This window comes from Streptomyces sp. NPDC048496 (assembly GCF_043200055.1).
Taxonomy (GTDB): Bacteria; Actinomycetota; Actinomycetes; order Streptomycetales; family Streptomycetaceae; genus Streptomyces.
In genome coordinates this window covers 234,056-252,561 of record NZ_JBICXB010000001.1, presented here as the reverse complement: position 1 = coordinate 252,561, position 18,506 = coordinate 234,056, and the positions used below count along the sequence as shown (strand labels likewise).

The window sequence follows — 18,506 nt, the reverse complement described above, 5'->3', positions numbered from 1 at the left end:
CCGACTCAGCCGCGTTACCGAACCGATGAGGGAAAGCCCCGTGAAAAAGCGGATGGGACTGTGGACCGGACTCGCAGCAACGGTCGTCGCCGCCAACGTGGCGGCCGGTTGGGTTCACCTGCCCACAGGGGTCTCCAGGACCACACCCAGGGCTGGATCGGGGCCCGCGGCCGAACTCGCCCCCAAGGTGGGGGGACTGCTCCAAGCAGGCATCAAGCAGGGCGGGAACAAGGATTTCTCTGGAGCGACAAGGAGCTTCAGACAGGTCCTGGACCTGGATCCCGCCAACAAGCTCGCCTGGTACAACCTCGGCGTCGTCGCCCAGCACGACAACAGGACGGCCGACGCCCGCGCGGCTTACGACAAGGCGCTCAAGATCGATCCGGATTTCGAATCGGCGCTCTACAACAAGGCGATCCTCATCGGGACGAGCGACACCGATCAGGCGATCGAGATCCTGCAGCACATCGTGCGCGCCAACCCGAAGGCCGCCACGGCCTATCTGCACCTTGGACAGGCTCTGACCAAGAAGGGCCGTGACGGCGAGGCCGAGGACGCCTTCGGCCTCGCCGTCCGCGCCGACCCTTCCCTCCGACAGCTCGTCCCGGAACAGTTCCGGAATCCCACGGGCCCAGCACCGAAAGCCACTCAGGCAGGTACCAAAAGATGACTTCTCTCCCGACCCCGAAGTTCTCTGTCTTCACCCCCAGCCATCGACCGCGTTTCCTGGACGAATGCCTTGCGACCCTGCAGGCGCAGACCCGCTCCGACTGGGAGTGGATCGTGCTCCTCAACAACGGCGCGCGGTGGCGGCCCGAACAGCCCGATGACCGTGTCCGGGTAGAGATCTCGGACGACATCGCGGGCGTCGGAGCGGCCAAGCGCCGCGCCTGCGAACTGGCACGCGCCGAGATCCTCGTCGAACTCGACCACGACGACCTGTTGGCGAAGGACTGCCTGGCGGAACTGTCGAAGGCTTTCGACGAGCATCCCGACGTCGTCTTCGCCTACAGCCATACCGCTCAGATCACCGAGGACGGAGGCCGGGACGACTCGCGGTTCAACGAGGCGCACGGCTGGCAGTACGAGGAGGTGGATGTCGACGGTCGTCAGCTCCTGCAGGCCGTCTCCATGGCACCGACGCCGCACAACGTCTCGTACATCTGGTACGCCCCCAACCATGTACGGGCGTTCCGTAAGAGCGCGTACGAGCAAGTCGGTGGGTACGATGCCACGCGCACGGTGCTGGACGACCAGGACTTGATGTGCCGTCTCTTTCAGCTGGGGGACTTCCACTTGATCCCCCGCTGCCTGTATCTGCAGCGGCAGCACCCTCACAACACCCAGCGCGATACCGAAATCAACGCTCACATCCAGCGCGAGACGGTCGCCCTGTACGACAAATACGTGGAGGTCAACGCGCTCGCCTGGACCAAGCGGCGCGGACTCCTCGCGCTGGACCTCGGCGCCGCGCACCGCAAGCCGCCCGGCTACCTGGGAGTGGACCAGTACCCGAGGGACGGCGTCGACATCGTCGCGACGCTGCCCGGGCCGCTGGACCTCCCTGACGACTCGGTCGGCCTGCTCCGGGCGGTGGACTTCCTGGAGCACGTGCCTGCGAAGATTCCGCTGATCAACGAGCTGTACCGGCTGCTGGCACCGGGCGGCATGCTTCTTACCCAAACTCCCAGCTCCGACGGCCGGGGCGCCTACCAGGACCCGACGCATGTCGCCTATTACAACGAGAACTCGTTCTGGTACTACACCGACGACCAGTACCGCGCCTTCGTACCGGAAATCCAGGCCCGGTTCCAGCGTTCACGGTTGGTCACCTACTTCCCTACTGACTGGCACTCCAGGAACAACATCTCTTACGTGCAGGCCAATCTGATCGCGATGAAGGACGGCGCCGAGCGGTGCGGCGGTCTCCTGCTGGTGTGATGCCTTCCACCGGGAGCGTGGACGGCCTGTCATGCGGCGGAGGTCGGCGCAGCCGGCCTCCGCTCGTGGGTGACGGGAGTAACGCGCGGCCGTCGGACGGCAAGAGCTAGTGCCCCTCCCGGCAAGCTTTGCCCCGTCGCGCCGCCCAGCACGCCCGCTCGCCGCGTTGTCGGAACGTCTGAATACATCCAGCATGCGGACGCCCCTCTGCCTGAGCGCCCCGCCGGGCGCTCAGGCGGAGCGCCCGGCGGATGCGGGACGTGTCGGCACGGAACGCCCGGCCCGAAGCCGACCCGGTCCGACCCGGTCCGGCCTGGCTGCCCTGACCCGGCCGGAATCCGCTACAGCACGCCCCCCATCACGCCCCGCACCTCCGCCAGCGTGGCCTCGGCGACGGCATTGGCTCGCTCGTTGCCGGTCCGCAGGACCGACCGTACGTACGCCATGTCCTGCGCGCACTCCGCCCGCCGCGCACGCACCGGCGCCAGCCGCTCGTTGACGGCGTCCGTCACGGTCCGCTTGAGCACGGCGCCACCGCCGTCTCCGATCTCCTCGGCGACCTCGTACGGGTCGCGGTCGAGGCAGAGTGCGGCGAGGAGTACGAGCCCCGACACTTCGGGCCGGGTCTCCGGTTCGTACGTGATGTGCCGGTCGGTGTCCGTCTTCGCCCCGCGGATCAGCCGGGCGGTCTCGTCGGCGGTGGCGCCGAGCGCGATCGAGTTGCCCCGGCTCTTGCTCATCTTGCCGCCGTCGGTGCCGAGCAGGAGGGGCGCGGCGGAGAGCAGGGCGTCCGGCTCCGGGAAGACCGTCCCGTACCGCTCGTTGAAGCGGCGGGCGACGCTCCGGGTCACTTCGAGGTGTGGCAACTGGTCCTGGCCGACGGGGACGAGGTTGCCCTTGCAGAACAGGATGTCGGCGGCCTGATGCACGGGATACGTGAACATCAGCCCGCTGACGGCGGACTGCCGGGAGTGCGCGATCTCGTCCTTGACCGTGGGATTACGGTTCAGCTCGGCAACGGAGACGAGGCTGAGGAACGGCAGCATCAGCTGGTTCAGCGCGGGCACGGCGCTGTGGTTGAAGATCGTGGTGCGGGCCGGGTCGATACCGATGGCCAGGTAGTCCAGCAGCATCCCCTCCATGTGCTCGGTGAGCCGGTCGGCGACGTCCCGGTCGGTGAGCACCTGGTAGTCGGCGATGATCACGAAGACGTCCACGCCGAGGTCCTGGAGCCGGACACGGTTGTGGAGGGTCCCGAAGTAGTGCCCGAGGTGCAGCGCCCCGGTGGGCCGGTCCCCGGTCATCACCCGGAACCGACCGGGATCCTGCTGGATCTGCTGCTCCAGCTCGGCACTGCGGCGCTGGGCGGGGGTGGTGACGGGTGCGGTGACGGGTGTGGCGGCGGTGGTCATGGTCTCTCCTCGCGGGTGCTGGTTGCGTGGAGGACGGCCCGCCGGGAGCGGCATCCGTACCCGTGCGAGGGCAGAGAAGAGGGCCGTCCATATCGAACGGCCCTGGTTCCGTGCAGATGAGGCGGCCGCTCCTAAGTGGAGCGCCACCAGTTTCGGCACGGTACGGAGGTCATGGGCCGAGTGTAACGCGGTCAGGCTCCCCCCACCCGGTCTTGGCGGGGCCCGTACCGCTTCCCGTACGGGACAGCCTCGACCCGGACGCGGTGCGGCAGTCGCAGCGCGGCCCCGTCCCCGTGTGCACAGGTCAATACACCCGGGCGGCATACGGGTTGGTGATCGTGCGGTGCCGCCGGGCGGTGGCCAGTACCCGCTCCGGGAACCGGGGCCCCGCCGGGTATGCCGGGCAACACGGCTGTCTCTCCCCGGGCTCACCGCCCCGCGTGCCGCGAGGGGAACCGTCACATCCCGAGCCCACGGCGCTGGGGGTTCCTGCCGCAATCACGGCGAGGAGCCTCGCGGCCGTCGGCGTTCCGCCCGGCAGGCGGCTCACTTGTGGGCGTGCTCGCCCACGTAGAACAGCAGGTAGACGAAGCCCGCGAAGAGATGCGTGGCGAAGACGTAGACGAAGACGCGCAGCGCGACGCCGCGCTCCTTCCAGCTCTCGCTCTCGCTCACGGGCCCTGCCTCCTTCGTACCGGCGCGTTCCCGGGCTGTCTCGCCGTCCAGAGTACGCACCGCCGGGATCCCCGTTCCGGCGACGGAATAGGCAGAAGAGGTGCCCCGTTGTAGGGTGTGACCAAGTAGTTCAAGGTTCAACCATCACCCTTCACGGAGGCGGGCGCCATGGAGTTCGGGATCTTCACCGTCGGAGACGTCACCACCGACCCCACCACCGGCAGGACGCCGACCGAGCACGAACGGATCAAGGCGACCCTCGCGATCGCCCTGAAGGCCGAGGAAGTGGGCCTGGACGTCTTCGCGACCGGCGAGCACCACAACCCGCCGTTCGTCCCGTCCTCGCCGACGACCACGCTCGGCTACATCGCCGCCCGCACCGAGAACCTGATCCTGTCGACGTCCACGACGCTGATCACCACCAATGACCCGGTGAAGATCGCCGAGGACTACGCGACGCTGCAGCACCTCGCGGACGGCCGGGTCGACCTGATGATGGGGCGCGGCAACACCGGGCCGGTCTACCCGTGGTTCGGCAAGGACATCCGCCAGGGCATCCCGCTCGCCATCGAGAACTACGCCCTGCTGCACAAGCTGTGGCGGGAGGACGTCGTCGACTGGGAGGGCAGGTTCCGTACACCCCTGCAGTCCTTCACCGCGACCCCGCGCCCGCTGGACGGCGTCCCGCCGTTCGTCTGGCACGGTTCCATCCGCTCCCCGGAGATCGCGGAGCAGGCCGCGTACTACGGCGACGGGTTCTTCCACAACAACATCTTCTGGCCCATCGAGCACACCAAGAAGATGGTGGACCTCTATCGGCAGCGGTACGCGCACCACGGGCACGGTACGGCCGAGCAGGCCATCGTCGGCCTCGGCGGCCAGGTGTTCATGCGGAAGAACTCGCAGGACGCGGTACGGGAGTTCCGCCCGTACTTCGACAACGCGCCGGTCTACGGGCACGGGCCCTCCCTGGAGGACTTCTCGCGGCAGACGCCGCTGACCGTCGGCTCCCCGCAGGAGGTCATCGAACGGACCCTGTCGTTCCGTGACGCCGTCGGCGACTACCAGCGCCAGCTGTTCCTGATGGACCACGCGGGACTCCCGCTGAAGACGGTCCTGGAGCAGCTCGACATTCTCGGCGAGGAGGTCGTCCCGGTGCTGCGCAAGGAGTTCGCCAACATGCGGCCGGCCGGAGTGCCGGAATCCGCCCCCGTCCACCCGGCTGTCGCCGCCCGCACGAAGGAGATCTGACCCACCATGCAGCACGAGGCTCTGAAGATCGTCGCGGTGTCCGCAGGGCTGAGCCAGCCGTCGTCGACCCGGCTGCTGGCCGACCGGCTGGCGGCCGCCGCCCGGGAGCGGCTGGCCGACGAGCAGGACCGGCCGGTGGAGGTCCGGGTGATCGAGCTGCGCGATCTGGCCGTCGACATCGCGAACCACCTGGTGACGGGGTTCCCGCCGCGGGCGCTGAGCGAGGCGATCGGCGCGGTGACGGCGGCGGACGGCCTGATAGCCGTGTCGCCGGTCTTCACCGCCTCGTACAGCGGACTGTTCAAGTCGTTCTTCGACCTGATCGACAACACGGCGCTGACCGGCAAGCCCGTCCTCATCGCGGCGACCGGCGGCACCGGTCGGCACTCGCTCGTCCTGGAGCACGCGATGCGGCCCCTCTTCGCCTACCTGCGAGCCACCGTCGTACCGACGTCCGTGTACGCCGCGTCGGAGGACTGGGGCTCGTCCGGTGACGAGTACACCGAGGGGCTGCCGTCCCGGATCCGGCGCGCGGGCGGCGAACTCGCGGGGATGATCGCGGGCGGCCGGGCGGTCTCGGGGGCGTCCAGGGCGCGGGGGCTCGACGACGAGGTGGTGCCGTTCGAGCAGCAACTCGCCGACCTGCGGCTGGACTGAACTGCCGCTGCCCGAGCGGGGTGGACCCACCCGGGGGGACTTCTGTCCGGTTTGATTACAGTGACCCGTAAAGATGCACCGTGAGGTGTATCACGCAGATATGAGCTGAACCGAGCTGGAGGCAGAGATGGGCAGGATCGTGGTGGGCGTGGACGGCTCCGAGTCGTCGATCAAGGCGCTGCACTGGGCCGTACGCCAGGCCGAGCTGACCGGTGACTCGGTGGAGGCCGTCAACAGCTGGGAGTACCCCGCGACCAGCTGGGCGTCCATGATGCCGGGTATGCCGGAGGACTTCGATCCGCAGGCCCTGGCGATCGTCTCGCTCACCGAGGCGCTGGAGGAGGCCCTCGGCGCCGAGGGCGCGGCCGCGGTCAGCAAGATCGTGGTGATCGGCAACCCGGCACAGGCCCTGCTGGACCGTGCGAAGGGCGCGAACCTGCTGGTCGTCGGTGCACGCGGATACAGCGGCTTCAAGGCGACCCTGCTCGGCTCGGTCAGCCTCCACGTCACCCAGCACGCGCCGTGCCCGGTGACGGTCGTCCGCGACTGACCGAGTGAACTCGACGAACCAAAAGAAGGGGCGGTCCCGTTCGGGGCCGCCCCTCCGTGAATCCGCGACGGCATTCGCGCGCGCCTCGCAGGTCAAGGATGAAAGAGGAAGGAGGAGACGGGGTGCGGCGTCAGTCCTCCGTCATGTGGAACACGTAGAAGGCGCACACCCACATGCCGAATCCGGTCGCCAGGGCCAGGACGGCGCACGCAAGCACGCTCTTGTCGGACAGGCTGTACAGGAAGCCGACCGCACCGCCGAACAGCACGCCGTACGCGGTGGCCTTGGTTCCCGTCGGCAGTCGCTTCTGTACCCGGCCGAGGCCGTAGCAGAGCGCCGCCAGCACGGCGCCGGTGATCAGACCGAGCGCGAGCTGCGTGCCGGTGAGCACACCGCCGCCACGCACGATGGACGTCGCCCACCAGCCCCCGATCACGCCCAGGGCGACTGGCATGGCCCAGCTGAGTGTGCTGGGGCGGTGGGTGCGCGCCCGCGCGCGGCGGTGGCGCGTCGGCATCGAAGCGTGTGTCGTCATGGCCGAAGGCTCCTTCCGTCACCCCGTCCCCTCCAGAGCACACCCGGCCGTGGGGCCCGGCAACTCGAATGGGGTACCGCCCGGAGCACACCGCTGCCGTCCGGGATTCCCTTGAGGGATGCGGACCTCTCTCTCGGTGGCGTTGTCGACGGTACTGGTCGTGCTGCTCGCCGTCCTCGTCCCGCTGAGTGCGCTGGCCGCCTGGGTCGATCTGGAGATCGACAACACGGACCGGTACGTCGCCTCGGTGGAGCCGCTCGCCTCCGACCCCGATGTGCAGGCCATCGTGGCCGGTCTGATCACCGACGAAGCGATGAAGAAGATCGACGCCGGGCCGCTCCAGGACACCGTGCGGGGCTTCCTGTACGAGGCGGTGCAGTCGTTCACCACCACCGATGCCTTCCGTACCGCTTGGGACGCCGCCAACCGCACCGCCCACAAGGCGGTCACCGCCGCGCTGAACGGGGAGACCGGCGAGGCAGTGACCATCGATCTGGCGGCGGTGTCGGAGCAGGTCAAACGGAATCTGCTGGACAACGGGGTACCCCTCGCCGACCGGATCCCGGTCCAGCACACCGAGATCACGCTGATCTCCGCCGACCGCGCCGACCAGCTGCGCCACACCTTCCGCCTGCTCCGGACCGGCAGCATCTGGCCCGCCGTCGGGACCGTGCTGTTCGCTCTCGCGGCCGTGGCCGTCGCGGCGGTGCGCGGGCGGCCGGGACGCCGGGGCGCCGCCCTCGCCGCACTGACGGCCACGGCGCTCGTCGGGCTCGGATTCGCCCTCGGTGCGCTGGTGCTGCGCGCACTGATCGCGATTGCCCGGAACCGGGTGCTGGCCGGGGCGCCGGGCAGCGACCACGACGCGGCGGCAGCGGTGTACGACGCGCTGACGGCTTCGCTCCGTACGACGGTGTGGATCGTCCTCGGTACGGGGCTGGCGGTGGCGCTGTGTGCGGTGGCCGCGCGGGTGTGGGTGGGGCGGGGATCCACCGTACGGGTGTGATCCGGCCCGCCCCGCACGCCGGCTGAGCGCCGGGCGCCGCACCCGGTTCGGCGTGCGGCGGCGCGCGGGCCGGGCAAGAGTGGAGTGCAGGACTGCGTGACCGTCGGGGTCGACTGAGAGGTCTTCCGTATGCGAGCCATAGCCGTCAGCGCGTTCCGGGCCGATCCTTCACTGATCGAGCTTCCCAAGCCGGATCCCCGGGCCGGCGAGGTGCGGGTGAAGATCGTGTACGCCGCGCTCAACCCGTGCGACTGGCAGATCGTGGACAACGCCCCGGAAGGAGCTGCGGAGCCGGTGTTCCCGCTGGTCGTCGGCGTGGACTACGCGGGCCGGGTGGACATGATCGGCAGCGGCGAGAACCACTTCCGGGTGGGCGACGAGGTCTTCGGCCGGGTGAGCGGATCGCCGGCCGGCCCGGGCACGTACTGCGACTACGTGTCCGTACCGCAGGACTCCGCGATCACCCTGGTCCCGAACGGTCTCCCGCTCCGGACCGCTGCGGCGCTGCCGTCCGCCGGGATGACAGCGGCGCAACTCCTGGAGACCGCGGTGCTCCGCGGCCACGAGAGTCTGCTCGTCATCGGGGCGGCGGGCGGCGTCGGCAGCTATCTGACTCAGCTCGCGTCCGCCCGGGACCTGCGCGTCATCGCCGCCGTGCGCGGCGACGAGCGCAGGCGGATGAGGGCGCTCGGCGCCACGGTCACGATCAACACGACGGCCCGTCCGCTCGAAACGGCGGTACGGGAGGCGTGCCCGGAAGGCATCGACGCGCTCGTCGACCTGGTGTCCACCACCCCGGACGGCTTCGTGGCGCATGCGGCGCTGGTACGGGCCGGGGGTGTGGCCGTCTCCACGCGGGGCGTCGCCGGACGGGCCGCCCTTCCCACCGGTGTCAGCGGTATCGACTTCCGCCTGGAGCCGACACCCGTGCTGCTCGACGTCCTGGCGACGGGGGCCCTGGAGGGCGTGCTCAAGGTGCCCGTCGACATCGAACTCCCGCTGGAGAAGGCCCCGCAGGCGCTCGACCGGAACCGCACGGGCGGCGCCCGCGGCAAGACCCTGTTCGTGCTCTGATCCGCAGCGTACGGACCGAACTGCCGGGCGACGAGAAAGGGGTACCGGCGCCGCTGCGCCAGGAGGTCGCGGCGGCGCGGGCGATCGCCTCACCGCAGCCGTGGGGCGTCGGGAGCCCACTCCCTGCCGTGAGGGAGGCCGTCAGGCCGGCCGGTCCCCGTGGCCGCGGCTCTGCAGGCGTTCCATCTCGCGGCGGTCCCGCTTGGTCGGGCGGCCCGTGCCGCGGTCGCGGACCGGCACCTGGATGACCGCTTCGCGCGGCGGCGGAGGCGGGCTGTTGTCGACGAAACACTCCGCCGCCACCGGCGGGCCGACCCGTTTCTTCACGATCCTGGACACGACGACGATCCGGTCGCGGCCGGCGTGCCGGAGCCGCACCTCGTCCCCCACGTGCAGGGTCTGCGCCGGCTTGGCACGGTCCCCGTTGACCTTGACGTGCCCCGCGCGGCAGGCGGCAGCGGCCTGCGAGCGGGTCTTGGTCAGCCGTACCGACCAGATCCAGCTGTCGACGCGGACGCTTCCCTCCGCCTGCGGTGCCTCACCCGAAACCATGTCTCCGACTCTAGGCCTTCCGCCCGAGCCGTGAACCTCGTACAGGACTCACGTAACACTCGTACCGCCCAAGCCGACACAGCTGTAACCACGGGACTACGATGCGGACGATCTTCCCGAACGGACTGACCGCATCCGTTCGGAGTTTCGAAGATCTGTTTCTGACATGCCGCCACATGTCGTGCCTCTGAAGGATGTACGGGGACTCCGCCGTGGCACGCCGTACTTCCGGAAGCAGTTGAGAACAGCGATGCGCAACACGCCCGCCCGGCCCGGCCGTGGGCTCCAGCCCAATGCCCTCGGTATGTTCAACACGATCGTGATGGCGGTCGCGGGCAGCGCCCCCGCCTATTCACTGGCCGCCACCAGTGCCGTGCTGGTCGGTACGGTCGGCCTCGGCGGGCCCGCCGCCCTGCTGTACTGCGCGATACCGATGCTGGGCATCGCCCTCGCCTACCGGCAGCTCGGCCGGATCGACGTCAACGCGGGCGCCGGCTACTCCTGGGTCGGCAGGACCCTGCACCCCTTCCTCGGTTTCCTCAGCGGCTGGGCGCTGGTCGTCGCGGCGACCCTGTTCATGGTCGCCGGATCGCTGCCCGCAGGGACGATGACGCTGACCGTCATCGACTCGCGCTCCGCCGACAACACGGCACTCGCCACCCTCATCGGGGCGGGCTGGTTCCTGCTGATGCTGCTCGTCGTGCTCGGCGGGGCCCGGCTCAGTGCCCGAACCCAGCTGCTCATCTCCGGGGTCGAGCTGGTGATCCTGCTGCTCTTCGCGGTCGTCGCGCTGGTCCGCGGCTCCACGGGCACCGGGGCCGGCGCCGCACACGCCTTCGAATGGTCCTGGCTCGGCTTCGGGCACTTCGACGGGGTCTCCGACTTCGCCTCCGGTGCGCTGATCGCCGCGTTCTACTACTGGGGCTGGGACGTCACCGGCAACCTCAGCGAGGAGACCCGCGACAGCCGCCGCACCGCGGGGCTGGCCGGGATCGTCGGCGTGCTCACCGTCTTCGCGCTCGTCGAGGTGTTCGCGATCGCGGTGAACGTGATCCTCTCCGCCGACGACATCCAGCAGCACAGCGCCAACGTCCTGACCGTGCTCGGGGAGAAAGTGTGGCCCGGCGTCGGCGGAAAACTTCTGGTGGTGGCGGTGATGCTGTCCACCGTCGCGACCCTGCAGACCACGCTCGTCCAGGTCACGCGCTCCTTGTTCGCGATGGGCCGCGACCGCACGATGCCTGCCGCGTTCGGCCGGGTGCACCGCAGCTGGAACACGCCGTGGGTGGCTGTCGCGGCCGTGGGCGGGGTCGCCCTCGTCCTGATCCTCGCCTCGCTCGCCCTCGGCCCCGTGCAACGGATCCTGGGTGTGGCCGTGCAGGCCATCGGGCTGCAGATCGCCGTGTACTACGGGCTCGCGGGACTGGCCGCCGTCGTCGCGTACCGCAAACTGCTCCTCCGCTCGGTCCCGGACTTCGTCCTCAGCGGGCTCTGGCCGCTGGCCGGCTCGCTCTTCATGTTCTGGATCTTCTTCGAGGCGCTCGGCAACTTCAGCAGAACAGCGCTCGCGCTCGGCCTCGGCGGTCTTGCCGTGGGTGTCGTCCCGATGTTCTGGTACCGACGGCGCGGCAGCTCGTACTACCGTCCGGCGAAGCTCGATGCTTCGCGGACCGTGCAGGCCGAGGATTCGTCCGGTTGCGCCGATTCCGCCACGATCGTCACCGACTTCTGATCCCCAGCCCCTCCGTCCCCACCAGCCCCGAGAGGAGACGACCCTCGAGCATGGCTGTACGCCGACGCCGCACCCTCCCGCCCGTGCGCTTCGACCCGGATTTCGGCGACCGGTCGCTCACCGCGGCCCGCCAGGACATCGTCATCGGCCGCTGGCAGGGCGTACGCGATCTGCTGCACGCCACCGGCAACGCGTGGGCGCTCCGCACCCACCGGACCCGGCTGCTCGCCCACGCCGCCGCGGGCAGCTCCACCGTGGAGACCTGGCTCGCCGCCGAACCGAAGAACGCCGACGCGCACGTACTGAAGGCGGCGACCGACGTCGTACGGCTCTTCGGGCGGGCCGTCATGGCGGGCCGCGGCATCGCCGTCGACCAGGACCGGGTGGACCGGGTCGTCCACTGCTGCCTGCGGGCCGCCGAGGCCTGCCCGTCCGACCCGATGCCGTGGGCGTCGCTGCTGACCGTGGCGCGGCTGTACCAGGACGGGACCCGGTGCCGCGTCACGAAGTGGTGGGACGAACTGCTGCGCCGCGACCCCCACCACATGGAGGGGCACACGCAGCTCCTGCGCTACTACTCGGCGCGCTGGCACGGCACCCACGGCACCATGTACGACTTCGCGCGCGACGCGGCGGGCGCGGCGCCGCCCGGTTCGTCGCTTCCGGTGCTGGTACAGATCGCCAGGGTCGAGGAGTACCGGTACGTCTCCGATGCCACGCACGGGCGGCCCGTCGTGGCGCCGCGCACCGGGCAGCAGCACTGGGACCACGAGCTGGCGGTGACCGAGGTGTGCCGCACCTGGGAGCGGTGGCTCGGGATGCGCGCGCCGGGGCCGGTGCCCCCGGAGGAGGTCGGCGAGCTGAACTACCTCGCGCACGCGTCCTGTTACGCGGGGCGTCCCGTGGAGGCCGCGGACGCGTTCCGGCTGCTGGACGGGCGGGCGGTGCTGGTGCCGTGGTCCTACACCGGGGACGCGGAGGCGCAGTTCACGCGGTGGCGCCGCCAGGTCACCACCGCGTGAGCCCTTACGGCCTCCCCCACGACAGGGAGTGGGGGAGGCCGTAACGCGGGCGGGGATCAGACGCCGATGTCGCGGCCGTCCTTGCGCCAGACGGCGACGACCGACGGACGCACGATCCAGCCCGGACCGTCCGGCCAGCTGCTCGCCGGCTTCTCGACGGACGCGCCGTCGATCTCGCCCGGGTGCTGCACCGCGACGAGCACCCGGCGGTCCTGGACCAGCGGACCGCAGGTCTCGGCGCCGCTCGGCACGGTCAGGAACTGCTTGAGCTCACCGCGCCGCTCGCCCTGGGTGGCGACCCCGAACAGGCCGTCGTGCGAGCCGAGCTGGTTGCCGTCCGTGGCGATCCACAGGTTGCCGTGCGGGTCGAACGCCACGTTGTCCGGGCAGGAGATGGGGCTGACCTTCTCCTTGGGGAAGCCGGAGAAGTACGTCGCCGGGTCGTTCGGGTCGCCGGCGACGAGGAACAGCCGCCAGGCGAATCCGTCGCCCGCCGGGTCGTCCCCGTACTCGGCGAGCTCCAGGATCTGGCCGTGCTTGTTGTTGTTGCGCGGGTTCGCCTCGTCGGCCGGGGCGCTGCCGGCGGTGCCGCGCTTGGTGTTGTTGGTCAGCGCGACATAGACCCGGCCGGTGCGCGGCGACGGCTCGACGTCCTCGGGGCGGTCCATCTTCGTGGCGCCGACCTTGTCACCGGCCAGTCGCGTGAAGATGTACACCTCCTCGGCGGTCATCCCGGGCACGTGGGAGGTGTTGCCCGTCGCCAGCGGGATCCAGACGCCACTGCCGTCGAACTCACCGTCGGAGGGAAGCTTCCCGGTGCCGTCGAACTCGGCGGCCGGGGAGTCGCCGGTCAGCCTGGCGACGTACAACGTCCCCTCGTCCAGAAGAGTGAGGTTGTGCTCGTGGGCCGCCCGCGAGTTCCCCTTCTTCATCTTCTTCGACGATACGAATTTGTAGAAGTAGTCGAAGCGTTCGTCGTCGCCCATGTAGACGACCGGCCGGCCGTCGGCGGTCAGGCGGGGCTGCGCGGCCTCGTGCTTGAAGCGGCCGAGCGCGGTGCGCTTGCGCGGCGTCGCGTCCGGGTCGAACGGGTCGAGCTCGACGACCCAGCCGAAGCGGTGCGCCTCGTTCGGCTCCTGCGCCAGGTCGAACCGCTTGTCGAAACGCTCCCACTTGCGCTCGGTGGCGCCGGATGCGATGCCGTACCGCTTGTCGGTGGCGCTGGAGCCGTTGGCGAAGTACTGGTTGAAGTTCTCCTCGCCGTGCAGCGTGGTGCCCCACGGGGTCGTGCCGCCCGCGCAGTTGTTGAGCGTGCCGAGCACCTTGCGGCCGGTGCGGTCGGCGGAAGTGCGGAGCAGGGGGCTGCCCGCGGCCGGGCCGGTGACCTCGAACTCGCTGGTCGCGGTGAGGCGGCGGTTCAGCGGGTGGCGGCTGACCGCCGACAGCTTGCCGGTGCGGCTCTCGTCCTGGACGACGACTACGGACAGTCCGTGCGCGGCCCAGGCGATCTCGACCTGCTCGCGGGTCGGGTTGGCCGGATCGTAGCCACGGAACATGAGGTTCTCGTCCGTGTACTCATGGTTGGCGACCAGAGCCTGGCGGCCGTGCTCACCGCGGAGCGGGAGCAGGGAGAGGAAGTCGTTGTTGTAACCGAACTGGCCCGCCTGCGCCTTCGCGGACTGCTTGTCCGGGTCGAAGTCGGGCGCACCGCGCAGAATCGGCTCACCCCAGCGGATCACGACGTTCTGGCCGTAGCCGTCCGGGACGGTGACCTTGTCGTCCTTGTTCGGCGCGACGGGCTCGAAGCGCAGACCACGGGCGCCGGAGGCGGCGGGAGTCGTCGGCCCGTCCGGCGCGTGCCCGGGGCCCGCGAGCGCGGCGGCCTCGGCCTGCGGCGCGGCCGGGCCGGCCAGGACGGTCGTCCCGGCAGCAGCCGCGACGGTCACCACGGCTGCGGCACGCATCATCGAACGGCGCGAAAGGGCACCGGCGATGACATCGCCGACGTATTCGTTGTCGCTGGTGTTCGGAATCTCCTGGAAGCAGGCGTCGCCACAGCGGTAGCGGCAGGTCAGCGCAGAGCGCCCGCCCGGGTGCGAGCTGATGAGCGGCAGCAGGTTGCGCACGTGATTTCCCTCCATATGAGACCGACCGGCAAATGGGGGGTGGGAGAAGGAGCGGGGCTGGGTGCGTGCAGCTGCAAGGCGGAGGATTGAGACATGGCGGAGCCATGGTGATTGACGACAACGCGGCAGATGTGCGTGCCCAGCCCCGCGACGCCGCCCCCCATTTGCCGGTCGGTCTGAGTGTCTCGCGTGACGGTAGGTGCGCAGTCACGCGGTACGAGGGACGCCGCATGAACGGGGAGTGAAGTCAGGGCCACCGCTGCCCGTTTGACACGGGCGCGGGCCGCACCAACGAACGGCCGGATCCGGCCGCTAACCTTACGTATCCGCCCTGGCCAGGGATAAATTCCCGCAGTACGGACATTCATCGCACCCAACTCATGCGAAAGGCCTCGCCCATGGGCATTCGGAGCTTGCTGCGCAAGGTGTTCGGCCGCGACCGCGCGGAGCAGGACGAGCCGACGACGGCCACGGTCCCGCCCCAGACGGAGCGCACCGGGCCGACGGAGTCGGAGCCCGTCGCGGTGACGGTACCGGCGGACGAGACGGTGGCGGCATCCACCCCGCCCGCCAAGGCCTCGGTGCCCGCTCCCGCCTCGCGCCGGTCCGCCTCGCCCGAGAGCGGACTGGCGGCGGACCTGGTGGCGGAGGCCTTCGACAGGCCATCGGCCCCCACCCCGAAGTCCACCCCCACAGTCCCGGCCCAGGGCTCGGCCCCGGAGCCGGCCGCGATCGCTGCGGAGCCGGTCGCGGAGGCGGTCGCTGCGGAGCCCGAAGCGGAGGTTGAGGCGGAGCCGGTCGCCACCGAGGCCGAGGTCGAAGCCGAGCCTGCCGCCACCGAGGTTGAGCCCGAGGCCCAGCCGGTCGCCGCCGAGGTTGAGCCCGAGGCCCAGCCGGTCGCCGCCGAGACTGAGCCTGTCGCCGTCGAGGCCGAGCCGGTCGCCGCCGAGGCCCAGGCCGAAGCCAAGCCTGCCGCCACCGACGTCGAGGTCAAGGTCGAGGTCGAGGTCGAGGTCGAAGCCGAGCCTGCCGCCACCGACGTCGAGGTCAAGGTCGAGGTCGAAGCCGAGCCTGCCGCCACCGACGTCGAGGTCAAGGTCGAGGTCGAAGCCAAGCCTGCCGCCGCCGACGTCGAGGTCGAAGCCGAGCCGATCGCTGTGGCCGCCGTACCGGAGACCCCGGCCGAACCGGAGACGGTCGTCGTCGTGGCCGAACCCGAGCCGGAGGCGCCGGTCGAGAGCGAGCCGACCGCTCCGGCCTCCGCACCCGAGCCCGCACCGGTCGCCGCTGCGGTCGACCCCGCTCCCGCACCGGTCGCCGAGCCCGCACCGGAACCCGCCGCAGAGGCGCCCGTCACCGACGTACCCTCCGAGGCGCACGCACCGGCCGCCGCCGAGCCCGCCCCCGCTCTCCCCCTCGCCCGGGTCACGTCCAGTGCACCTGCGCTCGCCGAGCCGTACAAGGCTGCCCGGGCCGCACTGGAGGGGCACGGGCTGACCGGGCTCCGCGCCACCGTCTACCTGGTGCTCGACCGTTCCGGCTCCATGCGGCCGTTCTACAAGGACGGCAGCGCCCAGCACCTGGGCGACCGCACGCTCGCCCTCGCCGCGCACCTGGACGAGAACGCGACCGTGCCCGTCGTCTTCTTCTCGACCGACATCGACGGCACCGGCACGGTCGACCTCACCGCTCACGAGGGCCGGATCGACGAACTGCACGCGGGGCTCGGCCGTCTGGGCCGTACGAGCTACCACCGTGCCGTCGAGGAGGTCGTCGCGCACTACGAGAAGTCGGAGGCCACCGGTCCCGCCCTGGTGATCTTCCAGACGGACGGCCCGCCGGACACCAAGCAGCCCGCCAAGCAGGCGCTCGTCGAGGCAGCGCGGCTGCCGCTGTTCTTCCAGTTCGTCGCGTTCGGCGAGGAGGACGCGAAGGGCTTCGAGTTCCTGCGGAAGCTGGACGCCCCGAACGCCGCGTTCTTCCACGCGGGCCCCGCCCCGCGCGAGGTGCCGGACGCCACGCTCTACCAGGAGCTGATCGCCGCGCTTCCCGCCTGGCTCGCCACCCGCGAGACCGCCGCCGACAAGGGCTGACCAGGCAGGTCGACCGGCAGACGTACGGTCACGGCGAGCCCGCCCCCGGGGCGCGGCACCGCCGTGACCGTACCGCCGTGCGCCACTGCTATGGAACGCACGATCGAAAGACCGAGTCCGGAGCCCGGGCCCATCCGGTCCCGGCCCTCGCCCCGCCGGAACGGCTCGAAGAGCCCCGGGATGTCCGCCTCCGCCACCACCGGCCCGGTGTTGCGCACCTCCAGGACCGGCTCATCGGCCCCGCCCCGTGCGACGGACACCTCCACCGTCCCGTCGGGCACGTTGTACGTCACCGCGTTGGCCAGCAGGTTCGCCACCAGCTGGGCCAGCAGCAGCCGGTTCCCCCGTATCCCGCACGGCTGCGCCGAGACCCGCACACCCGGATACCGGGCCGCCTCCTCCGCCACCACCTGTGCGAGATCGACCGCGCCCCGCTCGCCCGCCGCGAGCCCCCGCTCGCTGCGCGCCAGCACCAGCAGCCCCTCGATGAGCCGCTCGCTGCGCCGGTTGTTGTCGAGGAGCGTCTCCCTGATCCGTACGAGATCCTCAGGGGTCGGGTCGTCCAGTCCGATCTGGATCGCGGCCCGCTGGGTGGCCAGCGGTGTCCGCAGCTCGTGCGAGGCGTTGGCGATGAACCGCCGCTGGCTGTCGAACGCCTTCTGCAGCCGGGCCAGCAGCGCGTCCAGCGTGTCACCGAGCTCCTTCAGCTCGTCGTGGGGTCCGTTCGAAGCGATCCGTTCGTGCAGCGTGTGCTCGGAGAGGCGGCGCGCCTTCGCGGTCATCGCGTGGACGGGCCGCAGTACCCGCCCCGCGGTCCACCAGCCCACCCCTACGGCGCACGCTGTCATCACGAGCAGCGCGGCCGCGGACCAGATCAGCAGCTGGTGGCCGGCCGCGTCGCTGACATGGTCGGTGAGGTCGTAGACGGTGGGCGGGCCGAGGCTCCGCCGGGTGATGAGCGGACCGTTCACCGCGTAGCCCGGCTGGATGACGGCGGCGGTGGCGGCGATCGCGCGGGCCTGCGAGTCCGTACCGGCGCGCGAGGCAAGGTTGACGGTGGTGAGCAGGGCGGTCCCGAGGACCAGGAACACCCCGCCGTACACGAGCGCGATCCGCGTCCGGATCGTGGCGTGCCGGACGGCCGACGGGCGCTTCACAGGGCGTACCCCACACCCTGCACCGTACGGATCAGGGCGGGCTCCCCGAGCTTCCCGCGCAGCTTGCTCATGCAGACGCGGACGGCGCCGGTGAACGGGTCGGCGTTGGCGTCCCAGGCGCGCTCCAGCAGCTCCTCCGCGCTGACCGTCCCGCCGTCCGCTTCCAGCAGCAGCTGCAACACGCTGAACTCCTTCGGCGAGAGGTCCAGCTCCCGGCCGTCGCGGGACGCGGTGCGCCGTACGGAGTCGAGCCGGACGCCGTGCCGCTGCAGCTGCGGCGGTACGGGCCGGGCGCTGCGCCGCCGCAGCGCCCGTACCCGCGACACCAGCTCCGGGAATTCGAACGGCTTGCCCAGATAGTCGTCGGCGCCGAGGTCGAGACCCGAGACGCGCTCCTCCATGGAACCGGCAGCGGTGAGCATCAGGATCCGGGTGCGCGAGCCGGAGGCGACAAGTCCGCGCGCCACGTCGTCGCCGTGCACCCGCGGCAGATCGCGGTCGAGGACGACAACGTCGTAGTCGTGGAGCCCCAGGTAGGCGACGGCCGCGTCGCCGCTGTAGACCGTGTCGACGGCGAACCCCGCCCGCCGCAGACCGGTGGCGACGAGCTCCGCCAGGATCTCCTCGTCCTCGGCGACCAGTACCCGCATCGTGATGTCCCCTGCCTCGTGCATGCCTGTCCGCTCCCTCCCAGGATGGGTCATTGCTACCGGAAGGCATGTT

At 70.6% G+C, this 18,506-nt stretch carries 17 protein-coding genes; 10 read left to right on the top strand and 7 right to left on the bottom strand.

Translation table 11 applies throughout. The annotated features are described in order from the left end of the window. The first annotated feature begins 40 nt into the window (after window positions 1-40). On the top strand, window positions 41-670 hold the full coding sequence (locus ACGFSA_RS01190; RefSeq protein ID WP_393297850.1) for a tetratricopeptide repeat protein: 630 nt from the start codon (window positions 41-43) through the stop codon (window positions 668-670). Then, a complete protein-coding gene (locus ACGFSA_RS01185) occupies window positions 667-1,941 on the top strand; it encodes a glycosyltransferase (RefSeq protein WP_393297847.1) in 1,275 nt (424 codons plus the stop codon). Before ACGFSA_RS01190 ends, ACGFSA_RS01185 begins: the two co-directional genes overlap by 4 nt. A 341-nt stretch (window positions 1,942-2,282) precedes the next feature. On the opposite strand, the gene trpS is transcribed toward ACGFSA_RS01185, so the two are convergent. After that, window positions 2,283-3,353 (bottom strand): tryptophan--tRNA ligase, encoded by a 1,071-nt coding sequence (trpS, locus tag ACGFSA_RS01180; RefSeq protein ID WP_393297844.1) that lies wholly within the window; start codon window positions 3,351-3,353, stop codon window positions 2,283-2,285. A gap of 546 nt (window positions 3,354-3,899) precedes the next feature. Next, window positions 3,900-4,028, bottom strand: a complete 129-nt coding sequence (locus tag ACGFSA_RS01175) for a DUF6126 family protein (RefSeq protein WP_234432866.1) — start codon at window positions 4,026-4,028, stop codon at window positions 3,900-3,902. 168 nt (window positions 4,029-4,196) lie between these two features. Between ACGFSA_RS01175 and ACGFSA_RS01170 the strand changes: the two genes are divergently transcribed. From ACGFSA_RS01170 to ACGFSA_RS01160, 3 genes are all read left to right on the top strand, one after another. After that, entirely contained in the window at window positions 4,197-5,279 is a 1,083-nt protein-coding gene (locus ACGFSA_RS01170; RefSeq protein WP_393297841.1) for an LLM class flavin-dependent oxidoreductase, read from the top strand. Between the two features lie 6 nt (window positions 5,280-5,285). Further along, window positions 5,286-5,936 carry an FMN reductase gene (locus tag ACGFSA_RS01165; protein WP_393297838.1) on the top strand — a complete coding sequence of 217 codons (651 nt, stop codon included), beginning with the start codon at window positions 5,286-5,288 and terminating at the stop codon, window positions 5,934-5,936. Between the two features lie 127 nt (window positions 5,937-6,063). Further along, complete coding sequence (locus tag ACGFSA_RS01160; protein ID WP_327245493.1) at window positions 6,064-6,486, top strand: universal stress protein; 423 nt, start codon at window positions 6,064-6,066, stop codon at window positions 6,484-6,486. A gap of 130 nt (window positions 6,487-6,616) precedes the next feature. Here the strand turns inward: ACGFSA_RS01160 and ACGFSA_RS01155 are convergent, their stop codons facing one another. Next, on the bottom strand, window positions 6,617-7,021 hold the full coding sequence (locus ACGFSA_RS01155) for a hypothetical protein (RefSeq protein WP_393297835.1): 405 nt from the start codon (window positions 7,019-7,021) through the stop codon (window positions 6,617-6,619). A gap of 118 nt (window positions 7,022-7,139) precedes the next feature. Between ACGFSA_RS01155 and ACGFSA_RS01150 the strand changes: the two genes are divergently transcribed. Both ACGFSA_RS01150 and ACGFSA_RS01145 read left to right on the top strand, forming a co-directional pair. Continuing rightward, window positions 7,140-8,027 (top strand): hypothetical protein, encoded by an 888-nt coding sequence (locus tag ACGFSA_RS01150; RefSeq protein ID WP_393297832.1) that lies wholly within the window; start codon window positions 7,140-7,142, stop codon window positions 8,025-8,027. Between the two features lie 129 nt (window positions 8,028-8,156). Next, on the top strand, window positions 8,157-9,101 hold the full coding sequence (locus tag ACGFSA_RS01145) for an NADP-dependent oxidoreductase (RefSeq protein ID WP_393297830.1): 945 nt from the start codon (window positions 8,157-8,159) through the stop codon (window positions 9,099-9,101). Between the two features lie 141 nt (window positions 9,102-9,242). Here ACGFSA_RS01145 and ACGFSA_RS01140 read toward each other — a convergent pair whose 3' ends face one another. Then, window positions 9,243-9,653 (bottom strand): RNA-binding S4 domain-containing protein, encoded by a 411-nt coding sequence (locus tag ACGFSA_RS01140; RefSeq protein ID WP_037701878.1) that lies wholly within the window; start codon window positions 9,651-9,653, stop codon window positions 9,243-9,245. A gap of 250 nt (window positions 9,654-9,903) precedes the next feature. Between ACGFSA_RS01140 and ACGFSA_RS01135 the strand changes: the two genes are divergently transcribed. After that, on the top strand, window positions 9,904-11,385 hold the full coding sequence (locus ACGFSA_RS01135) for an APC family permease (RefSeq protein WP_393297826.1): 1,482 nt from the start codon (window positions 9,904-9,906) through the stop codon (window positions 11,383-11,385). 50 nt (window positions 11,386-11,435) lie between these two features. Beyond that, window positions 11,436-12,407, top strand: coding sequence for a hypothetical protein (locus ACGFSA_RS01130; RefSeq protein WP_393297823.1), 972 nt, complete (start codon window positions 11,436-11,438; stop codon window positions 12,405-12,407). Between the two features lie 56 nt (window positions 12,408-12,463). Here ACGFSA_RS01130 and ACGFSA_RS01125 read toward each other — a convergent pair whose 3' ends face one another. After that, window positions 12,464-14,533 (bottom strand): PhoX family protein, encoded by a 2,070-nt coding sequence (locus ACGFSA_RS01125; protein WP_393297820.1) that lies wholly within the window; start codon window positions 14,531-14,533, stop codon window positions 12,464-12,466. 398 nt (window positions 14,534-14,931) lie between these two features. Here ACGFSA_RS01125 and ACGFSA_RS01120 point away from each other — a divergent pair, with 398 nt between their 5' ends. After that, a complete protein-coding gene (locus tag ACGFSA_RS01120; protein ID WP_393297817.1) occupies window positions 14,932-16,626 on the top strand; it encodes a VWA domain-containing protein in 1,695 nt (564 codons plus the stop codon). Here ACGFSA_RS01120 and ACGFSA_RS01115 read toward each other — a convergent pair. Both ACGFSA_RS01115 and ACGFSA_RS01110 read right to left on the bottom strand, forming a co-directional pair. Next, the gene (locus tag ACGFSA_RS01115; protein ID WP_393297814.1) at window positions 16,557-17,783 is read right to left on the bottom strand and encodes a sensor histidine kinase; all 1,227 of its coding nucleotides are present in this window, start codon (window positions 17,781-17,783) and stop codon (window positions 16,557-16,559) included. The two genes, ACGFSA_RS01120 and ACGFSA_RS01115, sit on opposite strands and share 70 nt — an antisense overlap. Continuing rightward, window positions 17,780-18,433, bottom strand: a complete 654-nt coding sequence (locus ACGFSA_RS01110) for a response regulator transcription factor (RefSeq protein WP_393298363.1) — start codon at window positions 18,431-18,433, stop codon at window positions 17,780-17,782. Before ACGFSA_RS01110 ends, ACGFSA_RS01115 begins: the two co-directional genes overlap by 4 nt. Window positions 18,434-18,506: the final 73 nt, after the last annotated feature.

Bases quoted from the DNA above. Each gene is read 5' to 3' on its own strand.
- ACGFSA_RS01185 (WP_393297847.1), top strand. From the start codon at position 667: ATGACTTCTCTCCCGACCCCGAAGTTCTCTGTCTTCACCCCCAGCCAT.
- trpS (WP_393297844.1), bottom strand. From the start codon at position 3,353: ATGACCACCGCCGCCACACCCGTCACCGCACCCGTCACCACCCCCGCC.
- ACGFSA_RS01170 (WP_393297841.1), top strand. From the start codon at position 4,197: ATGGAGTTCGGGATCTTCACCGTCGGAGACGTCACCACCGACCCCACC.
- ACGFSA_RS01165 (WP_393297838.1), top strand. From the start codon at position 5,286: ATGCAGCACGAGGCTCTGAAGATCGTCGCGGTGTCCGCAGGGCTGAGC.
- ACGFSA_RS01160 (WP_327245493.1), top strand. From the start codon at position 6,064: ATGGGCAGGATCGTGGTGGGCGTGGACGGCTCCGAGTCGTCGATCAAG.
- ACGFSA_RS01155 (WP_393297835.1), bottom strand. From the start codon at position 7,021: ATGACGACACACGCTTCGATGCCGACGCGCCACCGCCGCGCGCGGGCG.
- ACGFSA_RS01150 (WP_393297832.1), top strand. From the start codon at position 7,140: ATGCGGACCTCTCTCTCGGTGGCGTTGTCGACGGTACTGGTCGTGCTG.
- ACGFSA_RS01145 (WP_393297830.1), top strand. From the start codon at position 8,157: ATGCGAGCCATAGCCGTCAGCGCGTTCCGGGCCGATCCTTCACTGATC.
- ACGFSA_RS01140 (WP_037701878.1), bottom strand. From the start codon at position 9,653: ATGGTTTCGGGTGAGGCACCGCAGGCGGAGGGAAGCGTCCGCGTCGAC.
- ACGFSA_RS01135 (WP_393297826.1), top strand. From the start codon at position 9,904: ATGCGCAACACGCCCGCCCGGCCCGGCCGTGGGCTCCAGCCCAATGCC.
- ACGFSA_RS01130 (WP_393297823.1), top strand. From the start codon at position 11,436: ATGGCTGTACGCCGACGCCGCACCCTCCCGCCCGTGCGCTTCGACCCG.
- ACGFSA_RS01120 (WP_393297817.1), top strand. From the start codon at position 14,932: ATGGGCATTCGGAGCTTGCTGCGCAAGGTGTTCGGCCGCGACCGCGCG.
- ACGFSA_RS01110 (WP_393298363.1), bottom strand. From the start codon at position 18,433: ATGCGGGTACTGGTCGCCGAGGACGAGGAGATCCTGGCGGAGCTCGTC.